Annotated in this window: 9 protein-coding genes; 7 read left to right on the forward strand and 2 right to left on the reverse strand. The window is 65.3% G+C overall.

Annotation, left to right across the window (positions count from 1 at the left end):
- Positions 1–6: 6 nt before the first annotated feature.
- The 6 genes from IVB24_RS18520 (at position 7) to IVB24_RS18545 (ending at position 7764) form a co-directional block, all read left to right on the forward strand.
- Positions 7–834, forward strand: a complete 828-nt coding sequence (locus IVB24_RS18520; RefSeq protein ID WP_094896445.1) for a flagellar motor protein MotB — start codon at positions 7–9, stop codon at positions 832–834.
- A gap of 173 nt (positions 835–1007) precedes the next feature.
- Entirely contained in the window at positions 1008–2906 is a 1899-nt protein-coding gene (locus IVB24_RS18525; RefSeq protein WP_162308498.1) for a potassium transporter Kup, read from the forward strand.
- Positions 2907–3046: 140 nt separating this feature from the next.
- Positions 3047–4975, forward strand: a complete 1929-nt coding sequence (locus IVB24_RS18530; RefSeq protein WP_094974773.1) for a potassium transporter Kup — start codon at positions 3047–3049, stop codon at positions 4973–4975.
- A 157-nt stretch (positions 4976–5132) separates the two neighbouring features.
- Positions 5133–5459: a rhodanese-like domain-containing protein gene (locus IVB24_RS18535; RefSeq protein WP_026202463.1), complete on the forward strand. Its 327-nt coding sequence runs from the start codon at positions 5133–5135 to the stop codon at positions 5457–5459.
- 7 nt (positions 5460–5466) lie between these two features.
- A complete protein-coding gene (locus tag IVB24_RS18540) occupies positions 5467–6648 on the forward strand; it encodes an aminotransferase (RefSeq protein ID WP_247774035.1) in 1182 nt (393 codons plus the stop codon).
- A 6-nt stretch (positions 6649–6654) separates the two neighbouring features.
- On the forward strand, positions 6655–7764 hold the full coding sequence (locus IVB24_RS18545; RefSeq protein ID WP_247774036.1) for a polyamine ABC transporter substrate-binding protein: 1110 nt from the start codon (positions 6655–6657) through the stop codon (positions 7762–7764).
- 177 nt (positions 7765–7941) lie between these two features.
- On the opposite strand, the gene IVB24_RS18550 is transcribed toward IVB24_RS18545, so the two are convergent.
- Positions 7942–12471, reverse strand: a complete 4530-nt coding sequence (locus IVB24_RS18550; RefSeq protein ID WP_247774037.1) for an autotransporter domain-containing protein — start codon at positions 12469–12471, stop codon at positions 7942–7944.
- A 172-nt stretch (positions 12472–12643) separates the two neighbouring features.
- Here IVB24_RS18550 and IVB24_RS18555 point away from each other — a divergent pair, with 172 nt between their 5' ends.
- Entirely contained in the window at positions 12644–14377 is a 1734-nt protein-coding gene (locus IVB24_RS18555; RefSeq protein ID WP_247774038.1) for a winged helix-turn-helix domain-containing protein, read from the forward strand.
- Positions 14378–14393: 16 nt separating this feature from the next.
- Here IVB24_RS18555 and IVB24_RS18560 read toward each other — a convergent pair whose 3' ends face one another.
- Complete coding sequence (locus IVB24_RS18560) at positions 14394–15326, reverse strand: lipid A biosynthesis lauroyl acyltransferase (RefSeq protein WP_247774039.1); 933 nt, start codon at positions 15324–15326, stop codon at positions 14394–14396.
- Positions 15327–15334 lie beyond the last annotated feature (8 nt).

Raw genomic sequence — 15334 nt, forward strand, 5'->3', positions numbered from 1 at the left:
TGACCGATGGCAAAGAAGAAGCGCGAAGAAGCACACGGCGGCCATGGCTGGTTCGTGACGTTCGCCGATCTGATGGCGTTGCTGCTGGCGTTTTTCGTGATGCTGGTCGCGTTTTCGACCCAGGACGCCAATAAGCTGAAGATCGTTGCGGGCTCCATGCGCGAGGCCTTCGGCGTCCAGAGCGAAGCCCGTTACGCCGGCATCATCGAATCCGACGGCCTGCCGACCCGCGCGCGGCTGAAGAACGTCGACCACATCCAGCCAGAAGAGTCGTCGAACACGCCGACGCCGGATCAGGAGGATCACGACAAGACATCGGGCGCGAGGATGAAGGTCGACCGGAACTTCGCGCTGGCCGCCGCCTCGCTGAGGCAGGCGCTACAGGACATGCCGGAACTGACCGAGATATCCAAGCACATCATGTTCGAGGAGACCAAGCAGGGCCTCAACCTGGAGATCGTCGACCAGGACGGCCGTTCGATGTTCGCCGACGGCTCCAAGGTGCCCTATGATCGCACCCGCCGGCTCGTCGAGAAGCTCGCGATCCCGCTCAAGGCCACGCCGCTGCGCGTCTCCATCGCCGGCCATACCGCGGCCGGCTTCGTGCCGAACCGCAGCGACTACGGCGCCTTCGATCTATCGGCCGACCGCGCCAATGCGGTGCGTCAGATCCTCGAACGCGAGGGCCTGCCGCCGTCTCACATCTTCGCCGTCTCCGGCAAGGCGGACACCCAGCCGCTGTTTCCCGACGATCCCTCGCTCGCGGCGAACCGGCGGGTGACCATCACCCTGATGCGCGAGGATCCGCCGCTGCCGCCGAATCTGAAGCCCTAAGCCCCTTGCGCTACCATCTTACCTGAGGCATGTCGTCACGCTGGCGACGAACGTGGCCGCGCCGTCACAGCATCCGTCTCGGCACCTGCTATGGTGATGGGCCGATTGACAGGCGCGGCGGAAGCGTCAAAAGGCGCCGGATCAATTCCAGGGAAGAAGCGTTTTCCACCTCCATGACGGCGAGCATCACACAGGCCGAGACCCAGGACGGGCCGGTCACCTCGGGCTTTTGGTCCCTTACGCTCGGGAGCATCGGCGTCGTCTTCGGCGATATCGGCACCTCGCCGCTCTACGCATTCCATGAGGCCGTCAGGGGCGCCGCCCATGGTGCGCCGGTCTCACGCGTCATGGTGCTCGGCGTGCTCTCGCTGATCCTGTGGGCGCTGCTGATCGTCGTCACCGCCAAATACGTCCTGCTGCTGCTGCGCGCCGACAACAACGGGGAGGGCGGCACGCTCTCGCTGATGGCACTCGGGCAGCGCGCACTCGGGCGGCGGAGCTGGTTTCTGCTCGCCCTCGGCGTGGTCGGCGCCTCCATGTTCATCGGCGATTCCATGATCACGCCGGCGATCTCCGTGCTATCGGCGGTCGAGGGCCTGAAGCTCGCGGCGCCCGCGCTCGAGCACTATGTCGTGCCGCTCACCGTCTTCATCCTGGTGCTGTTGTTCGCGGTGCAGAGCAAGGGGACCGCGCTGGTGGCCTCGGCCTTCGGGCCGGTGATGGTGGTTTGGTTCACCGTCATCGCCGTGATGGGGGCCGTCCACATTGCCGATGACCCGTCCGTGCTGGCGGCGATCAATCCCTATTACGCCGTGCAGTTCGTGCTGTCGCACGGCACGATCGGCCTCGTGACGCTCGGCGCCGTGTTTCTGGCGGTCACCGGTGGCGAGGCGCTCTACGCCGATCTCGGACATTTCGGCCGCAAGCCGATCCAGTCGGCCTGGATGTTCTTCGTGCTGCCCGCGCTCTTGATCAACTATTTCGGGCAGGGCGCCCTGGTGCTGTCCGATCCCAGCGCGATCGAACACTCGTTCTATCGCATGGTGCCCGAGAGCCTGGTGCTGCCGCTGGTCGGGCTTGCGACCGCCGCGACCGTGATCGCGAGCCAGGCGGTGATCACCGGCGCCTATTCGCTGGTCTATCAGGCGGTGCAGCTCGGCCTCCTGCCGCGCTTCGAGGTTCGCTACACCTCCGAGACTCACGCCGGCCAGATCTACCTGCCGCGGGTGAACCGGCTGCTGCTGATCGGCGTCATGCTGCTGGTGCTGCTGTTCCACACCCCCAGCAATCTGGCCTCGGCCTACGGCATCGCAGTCTCCACCACCATGGTCGCCGACGGCATCATGGGCTTCGTCGTGATCTGGAAGTTGTGGAACTGGCGCGCCGCGACGGCTGCGGCCGTGATCGTGCCCTTCGTCATCGTCGATCTGAGCTTCTTCAGCGCCAATCTCCTGAAGCTGCTCGAGGGCGCCTGGGTGCCACTGTTGTTCGGCGTGGCCATGGCGGGAACGATCTGGACCTGGCGGAAGGGCTCCGGGATCCTGATCCAGAAGACGCGCCGGATCGAGGTGCCGCTGGACGATCTGATCCGCAGCCTGGAGAAGCGGCCGCCGCACGTCGTCAAGGGCACCGCGGTGTTCCTGACCAGCGATCCCGCCTTCGTGCCGACAGCGCTCTTGCACAATCTCAAGCACAACAAGGTGCTGCACGAGCATAACGTGGTCCTGACCATCGAGACCGCGCATACGCCGCGGGTCGACCTCGCGGAGCGGTTCCGCATGGAGAAGATCAGCGACAAGTTCTCGAAAGTCCGCCTGCGCTTCGGCTACATGGAGCAGCCGAACGTGCCCAAGGCGCTCGCGATCGCGCGCAAGCAGGGTTGGCAGTTCGACATCATGTCCACGTCGTTCTTCGTGTCACGAAGATCGTTGAAGGCGTCGGCGCAGTCGGGCATGCCGCTGTGGCAGGACCATCTGTTCATTGCGCTCAGCCGGTCGGCCAACGATGCCACCGACTATTTCCAGATTCCCACCGGGCGCGTGGTTGAAGTCGGAACCCAGGTCACTATTTGAACGGAACTGACCCATCCATGCGGAAATTGCATGGCAAGGACCCGGAATCGGGCTAGGCTATGCCAGCAGCGCAGGACTATAAGCCGCGCGCTCTTCCGCCGTTGTGCAGTGAAGCATTTTAGAGGCCATCGGGCTCTCCCATGACAAATGACATAGCGATTTCCGCCCCGGAAACGGCGGCGGCCAATGGGCATGGCGACGCCCACACGACCGCCGGCTTCGGGGCGCTGACGCTCGGCAGCATCGGGGTGGTCTATGGCGATATCGGCACCAGCCCGCTCTACGCGTTCCGCGAAGCGGTGATGGCTGCCTCGGGCGCGGAGGGGGTGCCGACGCCGGCTGCGGTGCTCGGCGTGCTCTCCCTGATCCTGTGGGCGCTGATCGTCGTGGTCACGCTCAAATACGTCGTGATCCTGCTCCGTGCCGACAACAACGGCGAGGGCGGCACGCTGGCGCTGATGGCGCTGGCCCAGCGCGCGGTCGGTACCCGCGGGGCGACCATCGTCCTGCTCGGCATCATCTCGGGCGCCCTGTTCTACGGCGACGCTGTCATCACCCCGGCGCTTTCGGTGCTGTCGGCGATCGAAGGCATGAAGGACATCACCCTGCACTTCGAGCCCTATGTCGTTCCGCTGACCGTGATCATCCTGGTTGGCCTGTTCGCCGTGCAGTCGCGCGGAACCGCCCGCGTCGCCGCCTTCTTCGGGCCGATCATGTGCGTCTGGTTTGCGGTCCTTGCCGTGGCGGCGATCCATCCGATCATCCAGCAGCCGCAAGTCCTGTACGCGCTGAACCCGCTCTATGCGGTCTCTTTCATGCTCCACCACGGCATCATCGGCTTCGTCACGCTGGGGGCGGTGTTCCTGGCGGTCACCGGCGCCGAGGCGCTCTATGCCGACCTCGGCCATTTCGGCAAGCGGCCGATCCAGACCGCCTGGCTGTTCATCGTCCTGCCGTCGCTGGCGCTGAACTATCTGGGGCAGGGCGCGCTCGTGCTCGGCGATCCCGGCGCCATCGTCAGCCCGTTCTTCCAGCTTTTCCCGCAAGGCTTTTTCCGCGGCTGCATGGTCGTGCTGGCTACCGCCGCAACGGTCATCGCGAGCCAGGCGGTGATCACCGGCGCCTATTCGCTGACGCGCCAGGCGATCCAGCTCGGCCTGCTGCCCCGCTTCGAAATTCGCCATACGTCGGAAGCCCATTCCGGCCAGATATTCATCCCGCGCATCAACCAGCTGCTGCTGGTCGCGGTGGTGCTGCTGGTGCTGCTGTTCCGCTCGTCCAGTGCGCTGGCGTCCGCCTACGGCATCTCCGTCACCGGGACCATGGTGGTCACGGCGATGATGGGCTTCGTGGTGATCTGGAAGGTCTGGCGCTGGTCGCCGCTCGCGGCCGGAGCGCTGATCGCGCCGTTCCTGTTCCTCGACCTCACGTTCCTGGCCGCCAACCTGCTCAAGGTGTTCGAGGGCGGCTGGGTACCGCTGGCGCTCGGCGCGCTCATGATCATTCTGATGTACACGTGGCGGCGCGGCAGCCGGCTGCTGTTCGAGAAATCGCGCAAGCTCGAGTTCCCGCTCGCCGATCTCGTGGCGATGCTGGAGAAGCGGCCGCCGCAACGGGTGCCCGGCACCGCCGTGTTCCTGACTTCGGACCCACTCAGCGCGCCAACCGCGCTGATGCATAGTCTGAAGCACTACAAGGTGCTGCATGAGAAGAACGTCATTCTCACCATCGAGACGGCGCAGACCCCGCGGATCGATCCGGCCGAGCGGGTCAAGCTGGAGCAGATCAGCCCGACCTTCTCCAAGGTGACGCTGAAGTTCGGCTTCATGGAATCGCCGAACGTGCCGAAGGCGCTGGCGATCGCCCGCAAGCTCGGCTGGCAGTTCGACATCATGTCGACCTCGTTCTTCCTGTCGCGCAGGACGCTCAAGCCCGCCGCCCATTCCGGCATGCCGCGCTGGCAGGACCGGCTGTTCATCTCGCTCAGCCGCTCCGCCAACGACGCCACCGACTATTTCCAGATCCCGAGCGGCCGGGTGGTCGAGGTCGGCACCCAGGTGACGATCTAGCCGGCCAGCCAACGCCGCACTTCAAGTCGCTGCGATTTAGCTTTAACTTGCGCTCCGGGGCTCAAGCCTTTGTAGCGCTTGATTTTCGTGAGCCGAGAGGCGAGGTTGCCGCCGGCCGGGACACGTCCGGCGGGCACGCGCGATGTTGGAGGATGATGTGGCAAACCAGGTGCAGGATCTGACCCCGGACGAGGTCTCCAAGGGTGTCGCGGAGGGCCGCTATCTCCTCGTCGACGTGCGCGAGCCGAACGAGGTCGAAGCCGAGGCCTATCCCTACGGCGTCGTGGTGCCGCTCTCGACCTTCGATCCCAAGGCGATCCCGGATCCCCAAGGCAAGGACGTCGTGTTCGCGTGCCGTTCCGGAAAACGCTCGGTGACGGCCTCGCTCGCGGCGCAGGCGGCGGGCCTGCCTTACGACAAGCACCTGGCCGGCGGCATGCTGGGCTGGAAGGCGGCGGGCCTTCCCAGCAAGGTCGGTGGCTGACCCCGCGATGACGACCAAGAGCTCCTCGCTGAACAAGGTCTTCGCCGACCTTCCCGTCACCATCTTCGAGGCGATGTCGCAGGCCGCGCGCGACAACGCCGCCATCAATCTCGGCCAGGGCTTTCCCGACGATCCCGGCCCGGAGGACATCCGTCGCGCCGCGGCCGACGCCTCGCTGAACGGCTACAACCAGTACCCCTCGATGATGGGCCTGCCGGAGCTGCGCCAGGCGATCGCGACCCATTACGGCCATTGGCACGGGCTCAAGCTCGATCCGATGAGCGAGGTGATGGTGACCTCCGGCGGTACCGAGGCGCTGACCTCGGCGATCCTCGCGGTGGTCCAGCCCGGCGACGAGGTGGTCTGCTTCCAGCCGGTCTATGATTCCTATCTCCCGATCATCCGCCAGGCCGGCGGCATTCCGCGCCTGGTCCGGCTCGAGCCGCCACATTGGCGGCTGAATGAGGACATGCTGAAAAGCGTCTTCAATTCAAAGACCAAGGCGCTGCTGTTCAACAATCCCTTGAATCCGAGCGCGGTGGTCTATCCGCGCGAGGATCTCGAGCTGCTGGCGCGTTACTGCCAGGAGTTCGACGTCATCGCGATCACTGACGAAGTCTGGGAGCACGTCACCTTCGACGAGCACAAGCACATCCCGCTGATCACCATTCCCGGCATGCGCGAGCGCACCATCAAGGTCGGCTCGGCCGGCAAGATCTTCTCGCTGACGGGCTGGAAGATCGGCTTCGTCTGCGCCGCGCCGCCGCTGCTGCGCGTCGCCGCCAAGGTGCATCAGTTCCTGACCTTCACCACCGCGCCGAACCTGCAGGCCGCCGTCGCCTACGGCCTCGGCAAGCCGGACGAGTATTTCCTGTCGATGCGCAAGGATTTGACGCGGAGCAGGGACCGCCTGACCAAGGGCCTGGAGAGCCTCGGCTTCCCCGTGCTGAAGTCGCAGGGCACCTATTTCCTCACCGTCGACCTGTCGCCGCTCGGGCTGAACGAGAGCGATACCGAGTTCTGCTGGCGGATCGTGAAGGACTACAAGGTGGCGGCGATCCCGGTGTCGGCCTTCTACGAGCAGGACCCGGTGACCTCGGTGGTCCGCTTCTGCTTCGCCAAGAAGGACGCGACCCTCGACACCGCGCTGGAGCGGCTGTCGGACGCGGTGCGCGGTCGCAAGAGGTAGATAGAGATGACGACGATCGGCCGCTCGGGATTCCGCCTTGGTCTCGCCGCCGCAGTGCTGATGTTCTGGACCGCGCCAGCGACCGCCGAGGAGCGGGTCGTCAACTTGTACAACTGGTCCAACTACATGGCGCCTGACGTCCTCGAGGACTTCACCAGGGAGACCGGCATCAAGGTGGTCTACGACACCTTCGACGCCAACGAGACGCTGGAGACGCGCCTGATGGCCGGCAAGTCCGGCTATGACGTCGTGGTGCCCACGGCCTACTTCCTGCAGCGCCAGATCAAGGCCAACATCTTCCAGAAGCTCGACAAGTCGAAGCTGCGGAACCTCGCCAACGCCTGGCCGATGGTGACCAAGCATCTTGCGACCTACGATCCCGGCAATGTCTACGCCGCCAACTACATGTGGGGCACGACGGGCATCGGCTACAACGTCGCCAAGGTGAAGCAGATCCTGGGGCTTGACGCCAGGATCGACAGCTGGGACATCGTCTTCAAGCCGGAGAACCTCGCCAAGTTCAAGGATTGCGGCGTGCACATGCTCGACTCCGCCGACGACATCTTTCCGGCGGCGCTGAACTATCTCGGGCTCGATCCGAACTCGACCAAGCAGGCCGACCTGGATCAGGCCGCCGATGTCGTCGCGAAAGTCCGCCCGTCGGTGCGCAAGTTTCACTCGTCCGAATATCTGAGCGCGCTTGCCACCGGCGAGATCTGCTTCGTGGTCGGCTGGTCCGGCGACATCATGCAGGCCCGCGCGCGCGCTGCTGAAGCCAAGAATGGCATCGAGATCGGCTTCGCCATTCCGAAGGAGGGCGCGCAGATGTTCTTCGACAATCTGGCGATCCCCGCGGACGCCAGGAACGTCAGGGAAGCCTACGAGCTGATCAACTATCTCTACCGTCCGGACGTCGCCGCCAAGAACTCGGACTTCCTGTCCTACGCCAACGGCAATCTCGCCAGCCAGAAGCTGGTCGATCCGAAGATCCTGAACGACAGGAACATCTATCCGGACGAGGCAACGCTGGCGAAACTGTTCGTGATCACTGCGCGCGATCCGGCGACGCAGCGGGTGATCAACCGGCTCTGGACCAAGGTGAAGACGGGGCGGTAGGCGTTCGAGATCCCACCCGACAAACCAAATTCCGCAAAACAACCCCATGCACAGTAGAAACGCCACCTGCGGGCTGCCGGCGGTGGCGGTGCTTAAGTCGCACTCCGGCTTGGCTTAATTGACGCTCGGGCGCAACACCGCGCTAGTTGCCGACGCATCGCGAGAGCACAGCGCCATCTACCACTCGTACCGCACCGTGCCTTTACCCGTGTACGTCTGGGTGCTCTGCGAGAACTCGCCTTCGACCGTGCCTGCGAGCGACAGGCCGTTCTTCCATTTCATCTCGGCCCGGCCACCGACCAGCGCGGAGTCGGCCGCCGGTTGCGCGCCGTTGACCGTGAAGGCAGCGCCTGGGAGCGTTTGGAAGGCGGCGCTGACGAGCCGGCTGGTGTTGGTGTCGTGCGCCCAGGCGAGTCGGCCGCGCAAGGTCAGCGCGCCGTCATTGACGAGGAAGCGCTGGTCGGTGCGGGCGCCGAGCTCGGTGCGGACATTCGTCGTGTCCTGCGACGTGTAGGACAGCGCGAACTGGTTGCTGCCGACGATCGCGGTCTCGCCGTAGCCGGGGAGGTGGAAGGTCGTGACTTGTGCGGCCGCGTAGGGCGTCACGCCGAAACTGGAGGCGGGAACGGGTGCGAAGCGCCAGCCGGCTTCCAGGCGGCCCGAGAAGGTGCTGGCCTTGAAGTTGGCGGTAAGCTTGTCGGTGCCTGACACCGTTACGGTGCGATCGGTTGTGACGTCCTGCCAGCCATAGGCGAGGGCGGCCGAGAGATACGCCGGTCCGAACGAGTGGCGGGCATAGAGGCCGGCCTGGAACAGATCGGCACGGCCGCCGCCGAGGCTATTTGAGAGCGCAAAATTGTAGCCGGCTCCGCCGAGCGCAAAGCCGACCAGCGTATCCGGCGAGACGCGATAGTCGGCGCCGACCACGGTGCCGTAGATGCGGCTGGTGGTGGTGCTCGAACCTGTCGCTGCATTGCCATTCAAGGTACTGGCGCCGCCGTAGCCGGAGGCCCAGACGCCCCAGCGCCGGTCGATGACTTCGCCGCTCGCTTCGCGTGGCGTGACTGCGGCGTAAGCTTCGCGCATCTTGGCGTCGCGCGGGCCGGTGGACGCGTAGCCCAGCGTCCCGCCGTCGCCAGCGGCCCCGCCGCGCTCGCCGTCGCCGAGCGGGTCGAGCATGCCGACGAATTGCTGCATGGCGTTGAACGAGGCCTGCGTGCCGGCGGCGCCGGGCTGGCCGGAGACTTGGCCGAGCGCGCCGCTGAGTTGCGGCTGGCCCATGTTGAGCAGCGCATCGAAGCCGGCCCGCGGCGTCGCACCGCCTTCGACCGCCTTGTTGATGGCGCCGGCGACGCTGCTCTGGTTGGCGCCGGTGCCTGGCGGCACCACGATCGTGCCGGGATCGAGCACGAGATAGACGTTGTTCAGATCGTAGGTGAGGTGCGGATTGCGGGTGGGGCTGAAGCTGCCGCTCACGCTCAGTCCGGCGAACTGCGTTCCGCCAAGGCCGCCAGTCGCATTGAGAACGGTGTAGGTCTGGCTGCGGAAGCTGCCGGGGATCGCCACCGCCTGCACGGTGGCGCCGGTCAGCGTCGCGGTGCCCGAGACGTTGGTCCGGTCGGCGGCTGTCGTCGAGACCTCGACTTTGTAGAGACTACCGGAACTGAAGGCGAGGTTGCCGCTGACGGTGAGGGTGCCCACGGAATTGCCCGGGGCGAGCGTGCCGCCGCTCGCAATCGTCGTGTTGCCGACGATGCCGGTGCCGCCGAGCGTGCCGCCGCTGTTCACGGTGAGGCTGCTGGAGGACGCAATCGAGCCGTTCACCGCCAGCGTGCCGCCGTTCACGATCGTGGCGCCGGTGTAGGTGTTGATGCCCGCCAGCGTCAGCGTGCCGGTGCCGACCTTGATCAGCGATGTTCCGGTGATGCTTCCGTCGCCGGTGAGCACGCCGGTAACGGTGGTCGACAGATTGTTGCCGCCAACCGTCAGCTCTGCGCCGTTGATGTCGAAGCGGCCGTCGCCGGCGATCGAGCCGGCGCTGATCCTGCCGTCGCTGCCCGGGCCGGGGGTGAAGAAGTTGATGACGGCGGTGGACGCGATGTTGACGAGCTGCGCGCTGCCGGGCGTCGAGTCGCCGTCGAACAGCACGTTGCCGCTGTTGATGATGACGGCGTTGCCGGCTGTGGTGTTGCCGTAGAACGTCAACTGATTGGTGTTGGTGATGGTGGCGTTGCCGGCCGTGGCGCTGGTGGCGAAGACCAGCTGCGCGTTGTTGGTGATGGCCGCATTGCCGGCCGTCGCATTGCCGTCGAACACCAGCATGCCGGCGGACACCGTCGCGCCGGAAAAGCTTGCGGCGCCGGTCAAGGTCAGCGTGCCGGCGCCGGACTTGGTCAGCGTGCTGCCGCTGACACCCTGGCTCAGGACGAAATTGTTGGTTGCGTCCGCAATGTCGAATGTACCGCCGCCGGCCCCCAGATTGACCGTGCGCGCGGAGGCGTTGAATGTCGTGCCTGATATCTGCAGGGTGCCGCCGTTGAAGGTCAGGCCGCCCGCGAGGTCGCCGAGATTGGCGTCCGAGGAGACGCTGACCGTTCCGCCGGCGAAGGTGGTGCCGCCGGTGTAGGTGTTGGTGCCTGTCAGCGTCAGCGTGCCGGTGCCCGTCTTCACCAGCGAACCGCCGGCTCCGCCGCTCCAGCCGCCATCGGCGATCACGCCGCTGACGGTGGTCGACAGATTGTTGCCGCCGACTGTCAGCGCGTTGGCGCCGAGATAAAAAGTGCCGTCGCCGGCGATCGAGCCGGCGCCGAGCTTATTGTCGCCGTTCGGACCGGTGCTGCCGGAGAAATCGAAGACGGCGCTCGGGTCGTTGTTGATCAGCTGCGCATTGCCCGCGGTCGCGTTGTCCCGAAAATAGGTCGTTCCGACGGAATTGTGGAAGGGGCCGCCGCCATTGTTGGTGATGACGGCGTTGCCGGCCGTGCTGGTGCCGCTGAAGATTAGATTATAGGTGTTGGCGATGGTCGCGCTGCCAGCTGCGCTGGCGCCCGCGAACGACATCGCAAGGTTGTTGGTGATGGTTGCGCTTGCCGCTGTGCTCGAACCGCTGAAGCCCAAGACGCCGTTGTTGGTGATGTTGGCGCTTGCCGCCGAGCTGGTTTGGTTGAAATCGATTGAGCTGGTGTTGGTGATGACGGCATTGCCTGCCGTGCTCGAACCGTAGAAGTAGATCATTCCGCTGTTGTTGATCGTCGCGCTGCCGGCGGTGCTGGTGTCGTAAAATAACGTGGATCCGGCGTTGGTGATGGTGGCGCTGCCGGCCGTGCTGGTGCCGCGGAAATTCAGCGTGCCGGCACTGCTGTTGATGTTGATGGTGGCGCTGCCAGCCGTGCTCGAGTTGTAGAAGCCGACGAAGCCGTAGGACCCGCTAATGATGTTGGCGTTTGCGGCCGAACTCGAGTCGTTGAAGCTAAGCTGGCCGTAGGTGTTGTTGGTGATGTTGGCACTGCCGGCCGTGCTCGTGCCGTAGAAGTATGTCAAGCCGGCGTTGTTGGTGATGGTCGCGCTTCCGGCCGTGCTGGTGTTGTAGAAATTCAGGTGATAGTCATTGGTGACGCTGGTGCTGCCGGCACTGGTAGCGTTGCGGAAGTTTGTGGTCCCGCTGTTCGCGATGCTGGTGATGCCGCTCGTGTCGGCGTTGACGACGTCGAATGTGGCTCCACTGCCGACGGCGACTGTCCCCAGAATGGTGCCGATGCCGCCGGCACTGCCAAGCTGCAATGTGCCGCCGTTGATCGTGGTGCCGCCGGTATAGGTATTGGCGCCCGACAGGGTCAGCGTGCCGGTGCCGGTCTTGACCAGCGATCCGCCGGCGCCTGAGATGAGGCCGCTGACCTCGGTCGAGGAATTGTCGGAGCCGACCGTCAGCTCATTGGCGCCGAGGTTGTAAGTGCCGGCGCCCGCGATCGAGCCGGCGCTCAGCCTGCCGTCGCCGTTCGGACCGGTGCTGTTCGAGAAATCGATAGTGCCTCCGGCGTTGTTGATAAGGGTGGCGCTTCCGGCCGTGCTGGCGGCGCGGAAATACAGATTGCCGCTGTTGGTGATGGTGGCAGTGCCGGCCGTGCTTGTGTCGATGAAATACAGATTTCCGTTGTTGGTGATGGTGGCGTTGCCTGCCGTGCTGGCGTCGTTGAAGTCCAGCTCGTTGGTGTTGGTGATGGTGGCGTGGCCCGCCGTGCTGTTGCTGAAGAATCCCAGGGTGTCGTTGTTGATGATGGTGGCGCTGCCGGCCGTGCTGCTGTTGAAGAAATACAGACTATTGTGGCTGGTGATGGTGGCGCTGCCTCCGTTGACGGTGATGCCGGCACCCGTGAAGGTCAACGGACCGTTGACGTAAAACGTGTAGTTCGAGGCGCCGGCATTGAAGGTCCAGCCGCCGACGCTGACGCTTGAAATCGCCAGGCTGGTGGTGTCCGAGCTGCCGAAGGACGCCGTGCCCAACGGCACGAAGCCGCTGTCCCAGTTGGAGGCGGTGCCATAATCGTTGCTGCCGGGAGAGGTGAGCCAGATGCCATCCGACGCGGCGCGCGATGGGGTGGCCGGCAGCGCCCAGGCCAAGGCCAGCGCCGACGACGTCAGCAGGGCGGCCCGCAGGCGGCGGGTCGCTTTGAAATAATCTTTCCCCGTCTTCACAACGTCCCCCAACACGCAAGTCCCGAGTCCTCGACTGGATTCTTCGCATCGGGGCGGAGGGGTGTCCTGATAAGGGCGTAGCTACTTTCTGAAAGTTTCTGATATTTCCGTTTCAGGCCCGATTTTTGGGCATTTCCGGTAGACTTCGACTATATGAGCCGCCTTGAGAGACGCTTTGGGGGATAAGTTGCTTCGTTTCGCCGGCTTCGAGCTGGACCTGCAGCGCGCTGAGCTGCGCGGGGCCGATGGCATGCCGATCAAGCTTCGGCCCAAGACGTTCGATATGCTTCGGCTGTTCGCCGCCAGCGGCGGCCGGGTGCTGAGCAAGCAGGAGCTGATGGAGGCGGTCTGGCCGAACGTCCATGTCGGCGAGGACAGCCTGTTTCAATGCATCCGCGAGCTTCGTACCGCGCTCGGCGACGAGCGGCGGCAGCTGATCAAGCTCGCCTCCGGCGGCGGCTATCTGCTGGCGACGGAGGTTGTGGCTGCGCCAGATGTCACGGCACAGGCCGAGGGGCTCCGCTCGGATCCAACGGGGGAGGTTGAGCGCCGGCCGCCGGCCGAGGTCGTCGCCGCGCCCGTGAGACCACAGCGCGCCGTCTTTGGTTTGAGCCGGCAGGCCATGGTCGCCGCGGTTGCGGCTCTCTGTGTTATCGTCGTGGGGCTTGCGGTTGCCGCGCCGGTGCTGAAGCCGGACCTTCTGTTCAAGCGAACGCCGCCGCGGCTCGTCGTGATGCCCATCGTTGACGACAGCAACGACCCGCGCGGCGCGGTGATGGCCGCCGAGGTCACCGCTCGACTGACGGATGGTTTTGCCAAGATCCAGAACATCAGCGTGGTTGCGCCACGATTGGCGGCCACTGGCGGCGACAGCACCGCTGCGTCCGTCGCATCATCCGATTACGAACTGCGTGGCGAGTTGCAGCATAGCGATCAATCCTGGACGTTGCGGGCGCGCGTCATCAAGGCTGGTACCGGTGAGGTTCAGTCGGTCGTCGCGGCGTCGGTCAGCGCGGACGAGGCGGACGCGCAGCTTGCGCAGTCCCGGCTCGTCGCCGGCGCGGGTCATGTGCTCGCGCGCCGCCTCAACGAGATTCTGGAGCCGAGTGCGGCGCCGTCCCGGGCTCGCAAATCGTCGGCGGGCGGTGACAAGGTGGCCGTCGAGCAGGCGCTCGCCTCGATCAACCAGACCACGCGCGAGCGTTTTAGCGCAGCACAAACCATGCTGCAGAAGGCGCTCGCTGACGACCCCGACAATCTCGACATCGCGGTTGCGCTCGCCTCGCTCCAGATGCGCGGCATCCAGATGCGCTGGTTCAGCTCGGATGAAGCGTTTGCGGTCGAGGCCAAGGCAAGCGCGACGCTCGAGCAGGCATTGCGGTCGAAGCCCAATTCGATTCCGGTGCTCGAGGCCTATTGCCGCTTCCAGAGCGCCACCAATCATTTCGTGGAAAGTCTCGTCACGTGCGCCAAGATATTGAGCTTCGACCCCTGGGACGGGTCTGCGCTTTATCTGGTCGGACTCGGGCAAATCTTTCTTGGTCGCTTCGACGACGCGCTTGCTACATTTCGGCAAGCCGACCGTTACGACACGCCGCCGACCTCGCGCTGGACCTGGCTGCTTGGCGCGGGCTGGGCGACCCTCCTAAAGGGGCAGGGCGAAGAGGCGGTGCCGTGGCTGCAACGCTCGATCGCCATCACGGCGGCGACGGGGCGCTCGCACATGCTGCTCGCGGTCGCCTACCAGCGATCGAGACGGTTCGACGAGGCGAGGGCGGCGATCAGGGAAGGCCTGAAGCTGCAGCCCGGCACGACCAGGTTCAATGTCGCGCCCCCGACGAAGAACGCAAGCCCGGTATATCTTGCGGCCGCGGATCGCGTCGTTCAGGGCATGGTGGACGCAGGATTGCCGGAGCGGTGAGGGGCGGATAGGCGCCCTACCGCCACCTTCGATGCAGCCACAGCCACTGCTCGGGATGCTCGCGCACCCAGCCTTCCACCACGCTGGTGATCGCCTGGGTCGTGCCCTGGATGTCGATCCTGCCCTCCGCATCGCGCACCGGCTGGACCTCTTCGGTCAGCTCGCCGCGGAAGCGGCCACCCGGCAGGCGGATGATGCGCACGCCGTGGATCGGGCATTCGACCTGGCGCAGGAGACGCGCCAGCATCGGATTGGCGCGGGTCTTGCGGCCGAAGAAGGTGACCTCGACGCCGCCGGTGAGATACTGGTCGATCAGCATGGCGACGTGCTTGCCGTCCTTCAGCGCTTGGGCGAGCCGGAGCGGGGCGTCACGCCCCGCCGGGATCAGCGTGCCCATGTTGACCTGTCGCATCTCCTGGATGATGCGGTCGGCCGAGGCGATGTTCGGGCGGCGATAGAGGATCGCGGTCTCCAGTCCATGCGCGACGGCGGCGAGCGCCGGCAATTCCCAATTGGCGAGATGCGTGGCGAAGATCAGCGCCGGCTTGCCGTCGTCGCGGATCCGGTCGAACAGCTCGATGCTGCGCGCCGGGAGTTCGATCCGGCTGTTTTCGGGATGGTCGCGATCGTAGTCCCAGACGTGATCCATATGGGCGAATTCGGCGCCGACGCGGCCGAGATTGTCCCAGACGCCCATCAGGATCTGTTCGATCTCTTCGGCCGACTTCTCCGGAAATGCCGCGGTGAGGTTGGCGCGGCCGATGCGGTGCTCGCGCAGGCGCGGCCCGATCAGCTTCACGGCGCGCGCGAAAAAGTCCGAGGTCTTGGCCGGATCGAAATAGCGCGTGGTGCGCAGCATGCCGACGGTGGCGGCGCCAATCAGGCTTCCGCCGATCGATTTGGCTGCATTCCGCGCGCGAATCTTCGTGCTGACAGGAATCAGCGCCATGCGTCCGG

Origin of the sequence: Bradyrhizobium sp. 192 (genome assembly GCF_023100965.1) — a bacterium.
Classification (GTDB): Bacteria; Pseudomonadota; Alphaproteobacteria; order Rhizobiales; family Xanthobacteraceae; genus Bradyrhizobium; species Bradyrhizobium symbiodeficiens.

Bases quoted from the DNA above. Each gene is read 5' to 3' on its own strand.
- IVB24_RS18560 (WP_247774039.1), bottom strand. From the start codon at position 15,326: ATGGCGCTGATTCCTGTCAGCACGAAGATTCGCGCGCGGAATGCAGCC.
- IVB24_RS18520 (WP_094896445.1), top strand. From the start codon at position 7: ATGGCAAAGAAGAAGCGCGAAGAAGCACACGGCGGCCATGGCTGGTTC.
- IVB24_RS18525 (WP_162308498.1), top strand. From the start codon at position 1,008: ATGACGGCGAGCATCACACAGGCCGAGACCCAGGACGGGCCGGTCACC.
- IVB24_RS18540 (WP_247774035.1), top strand. From the start codon at position 5,467: ATGACGACCAAGAGCTCCTCGCTGAACAAGGTCTTCGCCGACCTTCCC.
- IVB24_RS18545 (WP_247774036.1), top strand. From the start codon at position 6,655: ATGACGACGATCGGCCGCTCGGGATTCCGCCTTGGTCTCGCCGCCGCA.
- IVB24_RS18530 (WP_094974773.1), top strand. From the start codon at position 3,047: ATGACAAATGACATAGCGATTTCCGCCCCGGAAACGGCGGCGGCCAAT.